The organism is Gluconobacter sp. P5B12, assembly GCF_018812035.1.
GTDB lineage: Bacteria > Pseudomonadota > Alphaproteobacteria > Acetobacterales > Acetobacteraceae > Gluconobacter.
Window position 1 is genome coordinate 492,255 of record NZ_JACRVV010000001.1, and the last position, 14,557, is coordinate 506,811.

At 56.6% G+C, this 14,557-nt stretch carries 18 protein-coding genes; 13 read left to right on the top strand and 5 right to left on the bottom strand.

Features of this window, described 5'->3' with window-relative positions; genetic code table 11:
* Nucleotides 1-59 precede the first annotated feature (59 nt).
* The 6 genes from rpmH (at nt 60) to argB (ending at nt 4,214) form a co-directional block, all read left to right on the top strand.
* Complete coding sequence (gene rpmH, locus KP702_RS02240; protein WP_202206479.1) at nt 60-194, top strand: 50S ribosomal protein L34; 135 nt, start codon at nt 60-62, stop codon at nt 192-194.
* On the top strand, nt 191-538 hold the full coding sequence (gene rnpA, locus KP702_RS02245; protein WP_202206787.1) for a ribonuclease P protein component: 348 nt from the start codon (nt 191-193) through the stop codon (nt 536-538). Before rpmH ends, rnpA begins: the two co-directional genes overlap by 4 nt.
* Nucleotides 535-783, top strand: a complete 249-nt coding sequence (gene yidD / locus KP702_RS02250; protein ID WP_086634463.1) for a membrane protein insertion efficiency factor YidD — start codon at nt 535-537, stop codon at nt 781-783. Before rnpA ends, yidD begins: the two co-directional genes overlap by 4 nt.
* Nucleotides 784-873: 90 nt before the next feature.
* The gene (yidC, locus tag KP702_RS02255; RefSeq protein ID WP_202206480.1) at nt 874-2,595 is read left to right on the top strand and encodes a membrane protein insertase YidC; all 1,722 of its coding nucleotides are present in this window, start codon (nt 874-876) and stop codon (nt 2,593-2,595) included.
* A 6-nt stretch (nt 2,596-2,601) separates the two neighbouring features.
* Nucleotides 2,602-3,282 carry a ribosome biogenesis GTP-binding protein YihA/YsxC gene (yihA, locus tag KP702_RS02260; RefSeq protein ID WP_064273916.1) on the top strand — a complete coding sequence of 227 codons (681 nt, stop codon included), beginning with the start codon at nt 2,602-2,604 and terminating at the stop codon, nt 3,280-3,282.
* Nucleotides 3,279-4,214: an acetylglutamate kinase gene (gene argB, locus KP702_RS02265; protein WP_202206481.1), complete on the top strand. Its 936-nt coding sequence runs from the start codon at nt 3,279-3,281 to the stop codon at nt 4,212-4,214. Before yihA ends, argB begins: the two co-directional genes overlap by 4 nt.
* A 6-nt stretch (nt 4,215-4,220) precedes the next feature.
* On the opposite strand, the gene KP702_RS02270 is transcribed toward argB, so the two are convergent.
* A complete protein-coding gene (locus tag KP702_RS02270; protein WP_237389831.1) occupies nt 4,221-5,105 on the bottom strand; it encodes a diguanylate cyclase domain-containing protein in 885 nt (294 codons plus the stop codon).
* 368 nt (nt 5,106-5,473) lie between these two features.
* Here KP702_RS02270 and dapD point away from each other — a divergent pair, with 368 nt between their 5' ends.
* The 3 genes from dapD to KP702_RS02285 are packed head-to-tail and all read left to right on the top strand — an operon-like array spanning nt 5,474 to nt 8,070.
* A complete protein-coding gene (gene dapD, locus KP702_RS02275) occupies nt 5,474-6,304 on the top strand; it encodes a 2,3,4,5-tetrahydropyridine-2,6-dicarboxylate N-succinyltransferase (protein WP_099211095.1) in 831 nt (276 codons plus the stop codon).
* Nucleotides 6,305-6,307: 3 nt separating this feature from the next.
* Entirely contained in the window at nt 6,308-7,453 is a 1,146-nt protein-coding gene (dapE, locus tag KP702_RS02280; RefSeq protein ID WP_202206483.1) for a succinyl-diaminopimelate desuccinylase, read from the top strand.
* A 38-nt stretch (nt 7,454-7,491) separates the two neighbouring features.
* Nucleotides 7,492-8,070 (top strand): hypothetical protein, encoded by a 579-nt coding sequence (locus KP702_RS02285; protein ID WP_202206484.1) that lies wholly within the window; start codon nt 7,492-7,494, stop codon nt 8,068-8,070.
* Between the two features lie 2 nt (nt 8,071-8,072).
* Here KP702_RS02285 and truA read toward each other — a convergent pair whose 3' ends face one another.
* From truA to def, 3 genes are read right to left on the bottom strand one after another with little or no spacing between them, the layout of a single operon-like run.
* On the bottom strand, nt 8,073-8,843 hold the full coding sequence (truA, locus tag KP702_RS02290) for a tRNA pseudouridine(38-40) synthase TruA (protein WP_046899768.1): 771 nt from the start codon (nt 8,841-8,843) through the stop codon (nt 8,073-8,075).
* A gap of 1 nt (nt 8,844) precedes the next feature.
* Nucleotides 8,845-9,756: a methionyl-tRNA formyltransferase gene (gene fmt, locus KP702_RS02295; protein ID WP_202206485.1), complete on the bottom strand. Its 912-nt coding sequence runs from the start codon at nt 9,754-9,756 to the stop codon at nt 8,845-8,847.
* A gap of 6 nt (nt 9,757-9,762) precedes the next feature.
* Nucleotides 9,763-10,317, bottom strand: a complete 555-nt coding sequence (def, locus tag KP702_RS02300) for a peptide deformylase (RefSeq protein WP_046899880.1) — start codon at nt 10,315-10,317, stop codon at nt 9,763-9,765.
* Between the two features lie 166 nt (nt 10,318-10,483).
* On the opposite strand from def, the gene KP702_RS02305 reads away from it, so the two are divergent.
* The 3 genes from KP702_RS02305 (at nt 10,484) to KP702_RS02315 (ending at nt 11,696) form a co-directional block, all read left to right on the top strand.
* Complete coding sequence (locus KP702_RS02305) at nt 10,484-10,996, top strand: Hsp20 family protein (RefSeq protein ID WP_202206486.1); 513 nt, start codon at nt 10,484-10,486, stop codon at nt 10,994-10,996.
* Between the two features lie 76 nt (nt 10,997-11,072).
* Nucleotides 11,073-11,324, top strand: a complete 252-nt coding sequence (locus tag KP702_RS02310; RefSeq protein WP_202206487.1) for a DUF1150 family protein — start codon at nt 11,073-11,075, stop codon at nt 11,322-11,324.
* A 9-nt stretch (nt 11,325-11,333) separates the two neighbouring features.
* The gene (locus tag KP702_RS02315; RefSeq protein WP_202206488.1) at nt 11,334-11,696 is read left to right on the top strand and encodes a RidA family protein; all 363 of its coding nucleotides are present in this window, start codon (nt 11,334-11,336) and stop codon (nt 11,694-11,696) included.
* A 160-nt stretch (nt 11,697-11,856) separates the two neighbouring features.
* Here the strand turns inward: KP702_RS02315 and fucP are convergent, their stop codons facing one another.
* Nucleotides 11,857-13,191, bottom strand: coding sequence for an L-fucose:H+ symporter permease (gene fucP / locus KP702_RS02320; protein ID WP_202206489.1), 1,335 nt, complete (start codon nt 13,189-13,191; stop codon nt 11,857-11,859).
* A gap of 270 nt (nt 13,192-13,461) precedes the next feature.
* On the opposite strand from fucP, the gene KP702_RS02325 reads away from it, so the two are divergent.
* Nucleotides 13,462-14,517, top strand: coding sequence for a hypothetical protein (locus KP702_RS02325; protein ID WP_215768443.1), 1,056 nt, complete (start codon nt 13,462-13,464; stop codon nt 14,515-14,517).
* Nucleotides 14,518-14,557 lie beyond the last annotated feature (40 nt).

Below are 14,557 nucleotides of genomic sequence, written 5' to 3' on the forward strand. Positions count from 1 at the left end.
GCGCCCGATCGACGCGGATGTCCAGAGAGGCGTCTGCATGGTTTTAAAGGATCGATGTCATGAAGCGCACGTATCAACCCTCCAAGCTGGTTCGTAAGCGTCGTCACGGTTTCCGTGCACGCACTGCTACAGTCGGTGGCCGCCGCGTGCTGGCAAACCGTCGCACCAAGGGCCGCTCGAAGCTCTCCGCCTGAGCCAGAACCACACAGCTGGCCGCCTGAAAAAGCGGCCGCAGTTTCTGCGTGTTGCCGGGAAGGGACATAAGGTCGCTACCCCGGGAATGGTTGTGCAGATGCTGCAGGATGATAGCCAGCCTGATAGCCGTGTCGGCTTTACCGTCACGAAAAAGGTTGGAAACTCTGTCATCCGCAACCGCACAAAACGCCGCCTCCGAGAGGCGTTGCGTCTTGTAGCGCGTGAGGACGGTCTTCCTTCGGGAGACTTTGTCCTGATCGGCCGTGATGGTACGCGCCGACGAGAATTTTCCCTTCTTCAGGATGATCTTCGTAAAGCGCTCCGCAAGGGCTTGGAAAAATGACACGCCTTTTCAATAAGGCTGTCACTGTCTTCCTGCTTGCGTTGATCGACGCTTACAAGCTGTTCATCAGTCCCTATCTGGGTCGAAACTGTCGTTTCGAACCGGGGTGCAGCACCTATGCCATCATGGCAATCAAAGGGCATGGGCCTGTTCGGGGCGGCTGGCTGGCATTGAAGAGAATCCTCCGCTGTCACCCCTGGTCAAAAGGGGGATGTGACCTCCCGCCCGAGGCTCATCGGCATTAAAAACGCGTGCGCCTATTGTTTTGGTAACGGTTTTCGGCCACTTGAGGCTCAGCATTCCTCCGTTAGAGACGAAAGACCGGCATCAGCCCGATGGAAATCAAGCGCATCATTGCGGCCATTATCCTCTCGGCCCTCATCCTGATCGGTTTCGACTATTTCATGCCGAAACCCCGTCCGGACAGTCATCCGGCTGTGACGCAAACCACTGCGACACAGTCTCCGTCCACTCCGGCTGTTGCTGGTCCGGCTCCGGCCTCGCCTGAACCGGAAGTGGTCGCTCGTCGCATTGCGATTACCAGCGACGACGTGCAGGGCTCCCTGAACCTCAAGGGTGCGCTTCTGGATGATGCGGTGCTGACGAAGTACCGTGCCACTCTTGCAAAGGACAGTCCGCTTGTCCGTCTGCTGGACAAGCCCGGCAGCGAGCATCCGAACTTCTTCGTAATTGGCTGGAGCAACGCTCCGGGGTCCAATGCGAAGGTTCCGGATCTGAACACGGTCTGGACCAGTGCGGACGAGGCACTCTCTCCTGGTCATCCGGTCACGCTGACATGGGATAACGGCGAAGGTCTGATTTTCTCGATCTACCTTTCAGTTGATGAGCATTATATGTTCTCGGCTGTGCAGTCGGTGGAGAATCATTCCTCCCAGCCTGTTGCGCTGCTTCCGTTCCAGCGTGTGCAGCGTGACTATCAGGCTCCGGAAGGTTTCTGGACGGCACATGAAGGCCCTATTGCTGTCATGGACGGTCGCCTGAACGACGAGACCTACAAAAATGTTCGTAAGGGCGCTGAGCATCCTGACCACACGTTCTGGGCCAAGGGTGGTACAGGTGGCTGGGGCGGTATCAGCGACAAGTACTGGTTGACGGCCGTTGCACCTGACGCCACGTCTTCTGTGACGGCGAGCTTTGCTTACGTTCCGGAACATGCAGGGTCCTATCGTATCAGCTTCGTGTCTCAGGCTCCGCAGCAGATCATGCCGAATGGCACTGTTACGCAGACGAGCCATCTTTTTGCTGGTGCAAAGGTGCCAAGCCTTCTGCAGGCTTACAGCAGCAACCTGCACATTACGGACCTCGACAAAGCCATCGACTTTGGGTGGTTCAGCTTTCTGACGCGTCCGATCCTGTATCTGCTGCACTGGCTGTATCTGCATCTGGGCAATTTCGGTCTGGCGCTGATGGCGCTGACGCTGATCGTCAAGATTGTGCTCTTCCCGCTTGCGTCCAAGGCGGCAGGATCTTCAGCGCGCATGCGTCTGCTAGCTCCGAAGATCAAGGAGATCCGTGAGAAGAACAAGGACGACCCGATGGTGATGAACCAGAAGGTCATGGCGCTCTACCGCGAAGAGGGTGTTAGCCCTGCCAGTGGGTGCCTTCCTGTTCTGATCCAGGCTCCGATCTTCTTCTGCCTCTACAAGATGCTGAACATCAGCATTGACGAGCGTCATGCACCGTTCTTCGGCTGGATTCATGATCTGTCTGTCCCAGATCCGACGAACATTTTTAACCTGTTTGGTCTGATCCCCTTTGACCCGACCGTGTATTTTTCCTTCCTGCATGTCAGCATCTGGGGTGCTGCGCTAGGCGTGACCTTCTGGTTGCTTCAGCGGCAGACGATGGTCAGCATGGACCCGGCTCAGGCCCGCATCATGCAGTTCATGCCGCTGGTCTACGTGTTCGTGATGTCCAACTTCCCGGCCAGCCTTCTGGTTTACTATACGTGGAACAACCTGCTGACGTTCGCCCAGCAGTCCTTCATTCAGAGCCGTGCCAAGCTGCCGGTTCCTGTCACTAAAAGTGGACGCTGAGACACCATGAAAGAAGCCGCTGGCCCTCCTACCCCTGAACAAATCGAAGACGGTCGCCTGCTCTTCGCAGGGGAGTGCGAGTTCTTCTTCGGCTCGCAGAAGATCGATCAGCTTCCGCCGGTTGGTCGACCGGAAGTTGCTTTTGCCGGGCGTTCCAATGTTGGCAAGTCCAGCATCATCAACGCTTTGACCGGGCGTCGTGCGCTGGCGAGAGCATCTTCAGAACCGGGGCGCACCAAGCAACTCAACTTTTTCAATCTCGCTGACCGTATTTCTCTTGTGGATATGCCTGGTTACGGGTTCGCTAAAGCTGCGAAATCCGTCAAGGAAGACTGGCAGAACATGATGTTCGCCTATCTTCGTGGGCGAACCACGCTGGCCCGCGTCATTCTGCTTCTGGATGCGCGGATTGAGATCAAGCAGTCCGACAGGGACGTTATGGATCTGTTGGGGCGTGCGGCTGTGGTGTTCCAGATTGTTCTGACCAAATGCGATCAGGTTCGGCCGACGGCACTGAAAGCCAAAATTGCGGAAGTTGAAGCGCTCGCGCTCAAACAGGCTGCGGCCTACCCGCGGATTGTCTGCACCAGCAGTCAGACCGGGGAAGGCATTGAAGATCTTCGGGCAGAGATTGCCCGTTTCGCAGATCCTGTTCAGACCTCAGGGGAAGGAGATGTCCGGCCATGAGCAAAAAGACCCACAGTGAAAAATTGCCGGAAATTCCCCCGGCCGTTAATATGGATGATGCCCAGCAGCAGGCTGCTATTCTTGCGAGTGCACTGCCATTTCTGCGCCGTTATGCCGGGGACACGATCGTTGTGAAATACGGCGGTCATGCAATGGGTGAGGGCAAGCTGGCCAGTGCATTTGGATATGACATTGCGCTTCTGAAGCTCGTAGGGATTAATCCGATCGTTGTGCATGGCGGTGGCCCGCAGATCAGCTCCATGCTGGATCGTCTCCACATCCGGTCACAGTTCGTGGATGGTCTGCGCGTTACGGATAGTGCCATGGTCGATGTGATCGAGATGGTTCTGGCTGGAAGTGTGAACAAGCAGGTTGCGCAGCTCATCAACAGTGCTGGTGCTATGGCTGTTGGAATTTCGGGTAAGGATGGAAGTCTTATTCAGGCTCGTAAACTGACCCGCACGCGGCGTGATCCGGATAGCCAGATCGAGAGTATTATCGATCTTGGTTTCGTGGGACAGCCGGAGAAGATTGATCCGCGCGTTCTTTATGCTTTGCTCGGATCAGGCCTTATTCCTGTCATTGCGCCTGTGGGTGCGGGCGAAAATGGCGAAACCTACAATATCAATGCCGATACGGCAGCAGGTGCCATTGCCGGTGCAGTTCATGCATCTCGCCTGCTGATGCTGACGGACGTTCCGGGCGTGCTGGATCGTGACGGCAAGCTGATTGAAGAGCTGAGTGCGGAAGAAGCACGCAATCTCATCAAGGATGGCACGATCTCCGGAGGGATGATCCCGAAGGTCGAAACCTGTCTGGATGCTGTGCAGAGCGGCGCCAAGGCTGCAGTTATTCTTGACGGTCGTGTTCCTCACACCTGCCTTCTGGAACTCTTTACCAGAGCAGGCCCCGGCACTCTTATCAAAGCCTGATCCGGCTTATGGCGCTTCGTGTGAGAAGCGCCATTTTTTTTGCTCTTCTTCTCCGGTCTGGAGAGCCTGACTGGCTCTTTCCAGAAGATTGTCTGCCGTGTTTTCCGGATCGTTCGCTTCTCGGCACATCAGTCCGATGTGTAGTGGAAGGTGCACCGGTGGGTTTATCAGGATCGGAATGCCATGCGCCGTCATCCGTTCGGCACGCTCAGCCATGGCAAAACGATCCCCTCCATCCAGCCAAAGCGCAAACATGTTGCCGCTAAGCCGCGCAATAGCGTCGGTTGGACGCACGGCCTTGCGGAGTAAAGCAATGCATTGTGTGAGCGCCTCTTCTCCTGCCTGAAATCCATGCGTTTGGGTTGTTTCGCTCAGGCCGGGAACGTGCGCGATCATAAGGGTCGCCGCGAGGCAGTCTCGATCCAGGCGCGGAATGCGCCGCTCCATTTCCTGTTTCAAGCCTTCCCAGTTCAGAAGGTTGGACGAGAGATCATAGTGAGCGCCCTTTAGGACGTTTCTGTGAAGCCCTTCAGCATCCTGCAACGTTGCAATGACTGTCAGCAGAGTGCGAAGAAGATCAGTTTCATCTGCTGACCATGATGTTTTTTTCCAGCATAGAAGGCCAAAAGGAGCCTGGCTTCTGATGGGTTCGCAGATCAGGAGCGCATGATGGACCCCTGAGGAAAACTGGATGACGTGTTGCTCGAGCATGAGCCCACATTTCTGTAATTCGCCTTGAAACCCCTCGGGAAGCGGGGCGGACTGATGCAAGGCCACGCTATGATCGGAAGGTGTAAAGGCGCTGAAGAGCAGGCAGTCCGCTTCAAGCGCTTCCTGTACCTTGGTGAGGGCTGCTGCGATGCCAAGTCGGGGAAGAATGGCGCTGCGCATGCAGGCCAGACTCTCTCTCAGGAGCTGAAAGGTTTGATGGGAAGTCGGCTCCGGCACCGGAGGGGGAGGGCTTTTCAGGCCAATGTCATGCATTGCCGCAAAGGATCCATGATTTTGCGGCTGAACGTGCCGCATCGTTGAAGCGATAAATGTGCTGCGTCGTGAATCGATGTGAGAACACGGTCTGGCGCCTTTGGCTTTCCGGATCTTTTCCGGAGACGAAAGAGCTTGGATTTTTCATAGGATCAAAAGGTAAACAAAGCCTTAACGTTGGTCTGGATGATGCTCACAGGGAAAGAGCCGTTGACAGTCGGGACCGGGGACCGCATGGTCCGGCGGTTTTCTGCTCCTTTTCCGGATTGGTCCTGATGCCTCACGATACGCTCCGCACCGCTATTGACGCTCTTTGGGAGCGTCGCGCTACTCTGAACGCCCAGACAGAGGGAGAGGACCGCGAGGTCGTCGAAACCGCTCTCAAAGGGCTGGACGCTGGTACGCTGCGTGTTGCCGAGCCGAGCGAAGATGGCTGGGTTGTTCATGAATGGCTGAAGAAGGCTGTTCTGCTCTCATTCCGTCTGTACGACAGCCGCGTGATGGTGGGTGGATGTGGCGGTCAACCTGCTTTTGATAAGGTCCCGCTGAAGTTTGAAGGCTGGGATCAGTTCCGGTTTGCTGAAGCCGGTTTCCGTGCCGTTCCAGGTGCCATTGTTCGTCGCTCCGCGTTCATTGCGCCGAATGTTGTTCTGATGCCGAGCTTCGTGAACGTCGGTGCCCGTGTAGACAGCGGCACGATGGTCGATACTTGGGCGACAGTCGGTTCCTGCGCCCAGATTGGCAAGAACTGCCATATCAGCGGCGGTGCTGGCATCGGTGGCGTTCTTGAACCGCTTCAGGCTGCTCCCGTCATCATTGAAGATGACTGCTTCATCGGTGCCCGTTCGGAAGTTGCTGAAGGCGTGATCGTGGAGAAGGGCTCCGTCCTGTCCATGGGCGTGTTTATCGGTGCCTCCACGAAGATTGTGGACCGTGCGACGGGTGAAATCTTCATGGGACGTGTGCCAGCCTATTCTGTGGTTATCCCAGGCACGCTGCCGCCTAAGGAGCCAGGTCAGCCGTCCCTCGCATGTGCTGTAATCGTAAAGCGCGTTGACGAGCGTACGCGCTCCAAGACGTCCATCAACGAACTTCTGCGCGACTGATCCATGCCGTCCCCATCTTTTCCGACTGATCCTGTTGCCCTTGCGCAGGATCTGATCCGTTGCCAGTCCGTTACTCCAGCCGATGATGGAGCGCAGGCTCTTCTGGTATCGGTTCTGGAAGGGATGGGGTTCGAGGTGGTCCACCTGCCATTCGGGCCAGCGGACGCTCCTACGCCGAATTTTTACGCTAAAATTGGTATCGGGCGTCCGGTTCTCTGCTTTGCGGGCCATACGGATGTGGTTCCTCCCGGTGAAGGATGGGCACACGATCCTTTCGCAGCGCAGATCCAGGATGGTCGGCTGTATGGCCGTGGGATCGCGGACATGAAAGGCGGCGTGGCCTGTTCCGTGGCAGCCATCGCACGTTTTCTTCAGAACAATACCCTCAAAGGGTCAATTTCCCTGCTCATTACGGGTGATGAGGAAGGCCCGGCTCATTTCGGCACAAAGCCTGTCATTGAATGGCTGGCAGCGCGAAATGATGTGCCGGATTTCTGCCTTCTCGGAGAGCCCACAAATCCTTCGGCTCTGGGGGATACGATCAAGATTGGTCGTCGGGGCAGCATGAATGCAGAGATCGTGGTTCGGGGCGTGCAGGGGCACGTTGCCTATCCGCATCTGGCCGATAACCCCATCCACCGTCTCCTTCCGGCACTCGGTGAACTGACCGGACGCTGCCTAGATGAGGGAACGGAATGGTTCTCCCCGTCGTCATTGCAGGTCACGAGCGTTGACGTCGGCAATCCTGCGACGAACGTCATTCCTGCCGAGGCCAAGGCGCGCCTGAACATCCGGTTCAATGACTGTCATACTGGTGCGGCCCTGTCTGAGTGGATCCGCGAAGTTATCTCTCGTCATGCACCTGACAGCGAAGTTACGGTTTCCATCAGTGGGGAGGCGTTTCTGACGCAGCCGGGACCGGCAGTTCAATGTCTTGAGCGGGCTGTTCAGGATGTGACAGGGCGGCAGCCGAAACTCGATACGGGCGGAGGAACGTCTGATGCGCGCTTCATTTCGCAATACTGTGCTGTAGCAGAGTTCGGTCTGGTCGGAGCGACAATGCATAAGCGGGACGAGCATGTTGATGTCTCGACGCTTGAAGATCTGACGCAGATTTATCTGACGTTCATGGAAAGATTTGGCCTGTGACTCCAGACCGTCCAACCGGTATTCCCCCGATTGGAGGAATGAGTATCCCACTGGGCGTCTGGCTGCTGGGGCGCGGACGTGCGGTGGGGATCAACTGTTTCTCCCCCGGGGTTCAGCCGCTGATGGCGGCTCTGGCGCCCACCATTGCCATAACTCTCATCGAACTGGTCAGTGTCTTCCTGTTGCCCGCGGATCAACGGGAATTGCAGGCCATACGAGCATTGGTTCAGCTGGTTTGTCCCTTGCTTCAGCTCGTCGTCTCGGAACGCTATGCCGTGTTTGTAGGCCGGAAAGGCTTGTGGACCCGCTATGCGACGGCCTCGCTCTGGTGTGCGTGGCTACCGGTGATCATGATGATCATGGCCGAAGGCATCATGAGGATCATCATGCCTGCTGCTGCCTCGTCTTCTGCAGCGCTGGCTGGCGTCGCAGTGGGCGTGTGGCTCTATAGCCTGTGGCTGACCTGGTATGTCACGCGTGTTGGGCTTGTGATGACGGCATGGCAGTCTGTCATCATGACGGTGTTGCAGACTGTCAGCGTATTCCTTCTGATCGGCCTGCTGTTGCTGGTCCCACCGCATTACAACGCAATAGCGGATCTGTTTGGGGCACCCTGAACTTAGGCGAACGGATCTTCCGGATAGCCGACGCCTGTAAGGCAGAGGCCATCTGGTGGAGAAGTCGGTCCCGCAGCGCAGCGGTTCCGGGCTTCCAACACTTCGCGCATCTTTTCCGGTGGCCACTGGCGAGAGCCCACCATGACCAGAGAGCCTACCATATTCCGGACCTGATGGTGCAGGAACGAGCGTGCCTTGGTGTTCACGATCACCAGTTCGCCTTCCCGGTGAATGGTCAGAACATCAAGGGTGCGCACAGCACTTCGGGCCTGACAGGCGATCGCCCGGAATGATGTGAAGTCGTGCGAGCCCAGAAGGTAGTTCGCGCCTTCCTGCATCAGGTCTACATCCAGCACGCGCTTGACGTGCCAGACGTGTGTCTCCTGCAAGGCTGGGCGCGCCTGACGGTTCAGGATCTTGAACTGGTAGCTGCGCCAGATGGCGGAGAAACGTGCGCTCCAGTCCAGGCTGACCTGTGCGGCCTCCAGAACTACAACCCTGTGAGGCTTGAGGTAATAACCCATGCCATCGCGGATCTGGCGCCCGTTGATCTTGGCGTCTCCCGGGAAATCGATGTGAATGACCATGCCGGAGGCATGGACACCGGCATCGGTACGGCCTGCGGTGATGCTGGAGACCGGACGATTTCCAACAAGTCGAGACGCTGCCGCCTCAATGAGGCTCTGGATAGAGACGCCGTCTTGCTGTTTCTGCCATCCCACAAAGCCCGTCCCGTCATATTCGAGACGTAACGCCCAGCGGGAGATATCCATTTCAGTCAAAGCGTGTGCCTGCCGGAATTTCTTGTCCGCGTACGAAATCTGCAGCGTCCATCATGCTGCGTCCTGGCTTCTGAATACGGTCAATGCGCAGTGCGCCGGTGCCGCAGACAATGGTCAGAGCATCATCCAATGCGCTACCGGCAGCGGGCCCTTCAATTTCGGGACGTGGCGTAGCGGCGCCAATTTTAAGGATGACACCGTTTAGCATCGTGAATGCGCCGGGCCATGGTGTCAGCCCCCGAATTTGGCGATCGATTTCTTCGCAGGACTGTGACCAGTCGATACGCCCGTTTTCGCGCTTCAACATATGCGCGTATGTCACGCCGTCTTCAGGCTGTGGCACAGGCTGAGGCTGCTCACTCAGTGCTCGAACAATCAGCCTGCCGCCAATTTCTGCCAGACGATCGTGGAGCGTGCTGGCGGTGTCTGACAGGCTGATTGGCGTGGCTTCCTCCAGCAGGACCGCGCCCGTATCGAGACCCTCGTCCATCTGCATGATGGAAACGCCGCTTCTGGTGTCTCCGGCCACGATGGAGGACTGGATAGGCGAAGCTCCGCGCCAGCGGGGAAGCAGGCTTGCGTGAATATTCAGGCATCCCATACGAGGGGCATCCAGCATGGCTTTCGGTAGGATCAACCCGTAAGCGGCGACTACTGCGGCGTCTGCATTGAGCGCGGCAAAGGCTTTATGCTCCGCTTCGTCCCGGCGAACGCGGGCAGGCGTACGCACTTCAATGCCTGCCGCTTCCGCTGCTTCATGGACAGGGGAGCGCCGTACGGCCTTGCCACGTCCTGCCGGACGAGGGGGCTGCGTATAAACGGCAACGATTTCGTGTCCTGCAGCCATGAGAGCATGCAGGGCCGGAACCGCGAAATCCGGCGTACCCATGAAGATCAGACGCATCAGAGATTAACGCCTTCTCAGCTTCTGCTCTTTGGCCAGACGGCGCATGATCATGTTGCGCTTGAGTGTGGAGAGGTGATCCACGAACAGGATACCCTCCAAATGATCCATTTCATGCTGGATGCATGTCGCCAGCAGGCCATCAGCATCACGCTCGATGATCTCACCCGCAAGGTCGCGGTAACGCACGCGAATCGATTCGGGGCGGATGACTTCCGCATACTGGTTCGGCAGCGAGAGGCAGCCTTCTTCCCGTACGGCCATCTGTTCGGAATCCGTGACGATCTCCGGATTGATGAGAACCATGGGTTCGCGGGGGGCATCTTCTTCAGCGACGTCCACGAGGGCGAAGCGCATATCAAGGCCAACCTGCGGGGCCGCTAGGCCAATGCCGGGAGCCTTGTACATGGCGGAAAACATGCCTGGAAGCTGCTCACGCAGGAACGCCATGTCCTCTGCGCGGACGTCACGGGTGACCTGACGCAGCACGGGCGCAGGGGCAATCAGGATCGGGGTCGGCGGCACCGCGTCGATGCCGGACAGGAAATCGAATTCGCTCATGCCTTGCGATGTAGCGAGCGACGACTGTTTATGCCAGTCCCGAGCAAGCATTTCCCGAGGCAGAACTTGCATAGAAAGCCTGCTCCACCATATCCTAGGGTCACGTCAGATGCCTCATGGAGGGTCTGGTTCCCGCTGTCTCGCTCATGGAGGAGGCTCTAGCCCTATGTCCGGTCGCTTGTTTACATCCCCGATGTTCCTTGGTTTTGATCATCTTGAGCAGATGCTCGAGCGTGCCTCCAAGTCTACGTCAGACGGTTACCCACCTTACAACATCGAGCAGCTAAGTCAGACGGCGCTCCGGATTACCCTGGCTGTAGCCGGGTTCGTGATGGATGACCTTCAGATCACGCAGGAAGACAACCAGCTGGTGATCCGTGGACGTCAGACCGATGATAGCCAGGGACGGATCTTTCTGCATCGTGGTATTGCTGCACGGCAGTTCCATAAGGCGTTTGTTCTGGCTGAAGGCATAGAGATTGGCGGGGCATGGCTTGATAATGGCCTGCTTCATATCGATCTTCTGCGTCCGGAGCCTGAAGTTCGTGTCAAACGGATTGCTATCACGCAAGGACGGCGGACTGGCGGAACCCCGCAGACGGTTCAGCACGAAGTGGTCCCGCCTGTGGTCAAGACAGCCCGGCGCACCCGGCCTGTGCGGGAACTCGACGACGAGTAAGTCACGTATCGACAGTATGAATGTTCCAACCTGACTGCGGCTGAAAAGGCCCTCAGGTGTCAGTAAGGATTATGAATTGAACAACCCGTTCGAAAACAGTGATGGGCACGAAGACGTACTCCCCGCAGATCTGAGGCGGATCACGGGGCCGCAGCTTCGGACGCTGGGGATGTCCCAGCTGGCCTATGTCAAATCAGTGCTGCATGACGGCGAGCTGATGGTGGCAATTCACGCCGCTGACGGCACGCCCATGGCAGTTGCCGAAGATGAGGAGAGCGCCATGGACGCAATCCTCGAACATGAATTGATTCCTACTCTTCTTCAGTAAGGTTCTGGCGTGAGCATCAATACAGATATTACCCGTCACCTCGAAGAGAACCGCTTGGCCGGCGTGGTGACACATAACGGTTTGGCTTATCTTGCCGGACAGGTTGCGGACGATGCCACGCTGGATACCGAAGGCCAGACGGCTGACATCTTGCGCCAGATCGACGCGCTTTTGGCTGATGTGGGGACGGACAAGACCCGTATTCTGTCTGTGCAGATCTTCCTGACCGACATCAACGAGATCGGGAACATGAACAAGGCTTGGGATGTTTGGCTGGATACGGGCCATAAGCCCGCTCGTGCCACGGTTGAGGCCAAGCTGGCCGATCCGGACTGGCGGGTAGAAATTACGGCGATTGCCGCCCTGCGCTGATCTCAACAGAGTTCCATAAAAAAGCGGTATGGCTTTAGTGGCCATACCGCTTTTTTTGTATCTTCCGACTTGTAGGGCTGCTGGCCTTATCTAAAGAACCGTTCGGCAAAGCTTGTGCGAAGATAGGTTCGTACAAGCCTTAAAGTGGGGCCCATCCGGCCTAAAGCATTGCATCGAAGACCACATGCTCGGCCGTTTCGTCGCCGCTTTTCATGCAGTACGCTGCGAACATCGCAATCACGACGAAGCATCCCATCGGCACAATATAGGCAAGCTGCATGTTTCCCCCTGTAGCGTCCGAGATGTAGCCTTGCAGAAGCGGAAGGATACCACCGCCGCTGATGCTCATGACCAGAATTGAGCCGCCATAAGCGCGGTCATGGCCGAGTTCATCGACGGTCAGGCCATAGATGGTTGGCCAGCAGGGGCCGAGCAGTCCACTGACGAGGATGGCCGCGTACACAGCCGTGAAGTCATGCACCATCACCGCATAACCCAGCGCCACGATGCAAAGCAGGCTGTAAACGAACAGAACCCGCGCCGGACGGGCGTGCCGCATAAAGAAATTGGCAACCAGCTTGCCGACGAAGAAGGCACAGAATGAGGCGATCAGGTATACGGAGGCCTGCCGTTCGTTGATGTGCCCTAGTCGCATGGAGAGGCGGATAATGAAGCTCCAGACGCCAACCTGAGCGCCGACATACAGAAACTGTGTCAGGATACCGAGGACAAAGCGCTTATTTGCGAACAGCCGTTTGAGGGCGCCGGCCGTATCCAGTTCGTGACTACGCTGCTGATCGCGCCCTTTGCAGGCCGGATAACGCGTGACGCCAATCGCGATCATGACGACCAGCAGAACCCCGAGAATGTAGACATACGGCTCAAGAGTGGCGTGGATCATGCCGAGCTGATGCTGCCAGGCCTGAGCGGCAGGCATGGCGGAAAGCTGCTCGCGTGACAGGTCGCCATCCTTGAAAATCAGGTAGGCCCCCATGCTGGAGCCGAGAATGGCGCCAATCGGTTGAAATGCACTGGCAAAGTTCAGGCGGTGCGTTCCGCGCCCCGGAGGGCCGAGCAGGGTGCAATAGGTATCGGCCGCAGTTTCGATGAAGACCAATCCCGCCGCGACAACAAAAAGGGCGACGAAAAAGATCTGGTATGTCGCGAAATGGGCAGCAGGGAAGAACAGGCAGCAGCCGATCAGATACAGGAACAGCCCGAGTTGGATCGACCATTTGTAGCTAAAGCGCTTGATGATCATGCCCGCAGGAATACCGAGCACAAAATAGCTGATGTAGAACGAAAATTGCACGAGCGCGGACTGAAAATCCGACAGCATGAATGCCTTGCGGAACTGCCCGATCAGCACATCATTGAGGCTCATCGCGCAGCCCCAGAGGGAAAACAGGCAACACAGAAGCCCGAAGGCCAAAAGGGGCGTGCGGTTCAGGTAAAAGCCGTCCGGGAGTTGGACGATAGGGTCAGACTTGGCCACGGATTGCCTCATGGAATTGGATTTAGCGCTAAAGACAAGAAAGAGGTCTCATGTTGGCTGAAGGGGGAGAGAGGATCTTCCTCGGCGTTATGTTTGTCGCGCATATCACATAAATAACGTTATAAAACGATATTTTTATCATTTCAAATGTTCTTGCAAAGGCAAAAGATCACATTGACTGGAGATGTCACATTCACACTGTCTTCTTGACCTTTACAGCCTCACCCCGCATCGGCACTCTTTGTTTCTAAAAGTAACATGCAAGGGTAGATGATGACACGCCGGGAGAAGTTGCTGAGTCTATTGCTGATGGCGTCTCTCGGTGCTTTGGGGTGTGTGTTGATCACGCCAAGCCTTCAGAAATCAGGACTTTTCGGCACATCTCAAGCTGCCAACACGCCTTCCGTTCTGGATAACGGGTTGAATGTTCCCGTTCGACCAGAGGCAGAGACGGGTTCTGATGTCAGGCAGGATGAACAGGCGCTGCGGAAGGATCTGGAGGTTTTTCCCTACCCTATTCCTCCCCAGCCCCCCAAGCGAATGTCTGTCGAACTGAGGAGTGATGAGTTTTACGCTTCGGACGTCCCTTACTATGCTATTGGTTACAATGACTTTTCACTGAATGGACTTGAAGCTGCGGCGGCTGAACAGAACCACAGACGGCGTGTCTTTCGCCATGACCTGAACTTTGGCGCGTATTCCATCCCGTTGCCTCCCGGGGATTGGACGACACTTGCAACCGTTCTGGAGAGGCCTGCGGCCGATGGAACGGTAAGGCGCGGTGCTTTTCTCGCGCGTATGGATGGTCATGAACCTACTGGCTATGTGCTGGTAAGGTCAGGAGAAAGTCTGACACCTCTTCAGTCAAATTCAAACTGTGCCTACGTGCGGCGTTATGCGCGGGGTGTTTTGCAGGAGCCGGAGGATGGGCAGGAAGAGTGCTGGTTCATCAACAGGGTCGCTTTTGCCTACTCGGATTGGGATCTGGATAAGGCTCCGCTCCCTTTGTTGATTGGGGAAAGAGCCATCAGCCAGAACAAGGATCATTTTCCGTCCACGATCGTCGGTGCAACCTATTTCCGGGCGATGGGTAAAGCCTGGGAGGAAGTCACATATTTCTTTGATACAGGGGCGAACGATGTCCAGATGCTTGGGACATCGGATATTTGGGCGCCGTGGAACATTGGTAACAATCGTACGCTCCAGCATTTTGTTATTCGGGATGCCGACTGGCTGAAGAAAGTCATTCCTGTCATTCGGGACAATTCCGCACATGACCTGTCACCGCAGGCCTATGACGCCATGAACGAAGGCGTGCCTGAGTAAGCTTTTTCTGGGGTTTCGCCCATGCGGGGATAAGGGTAAG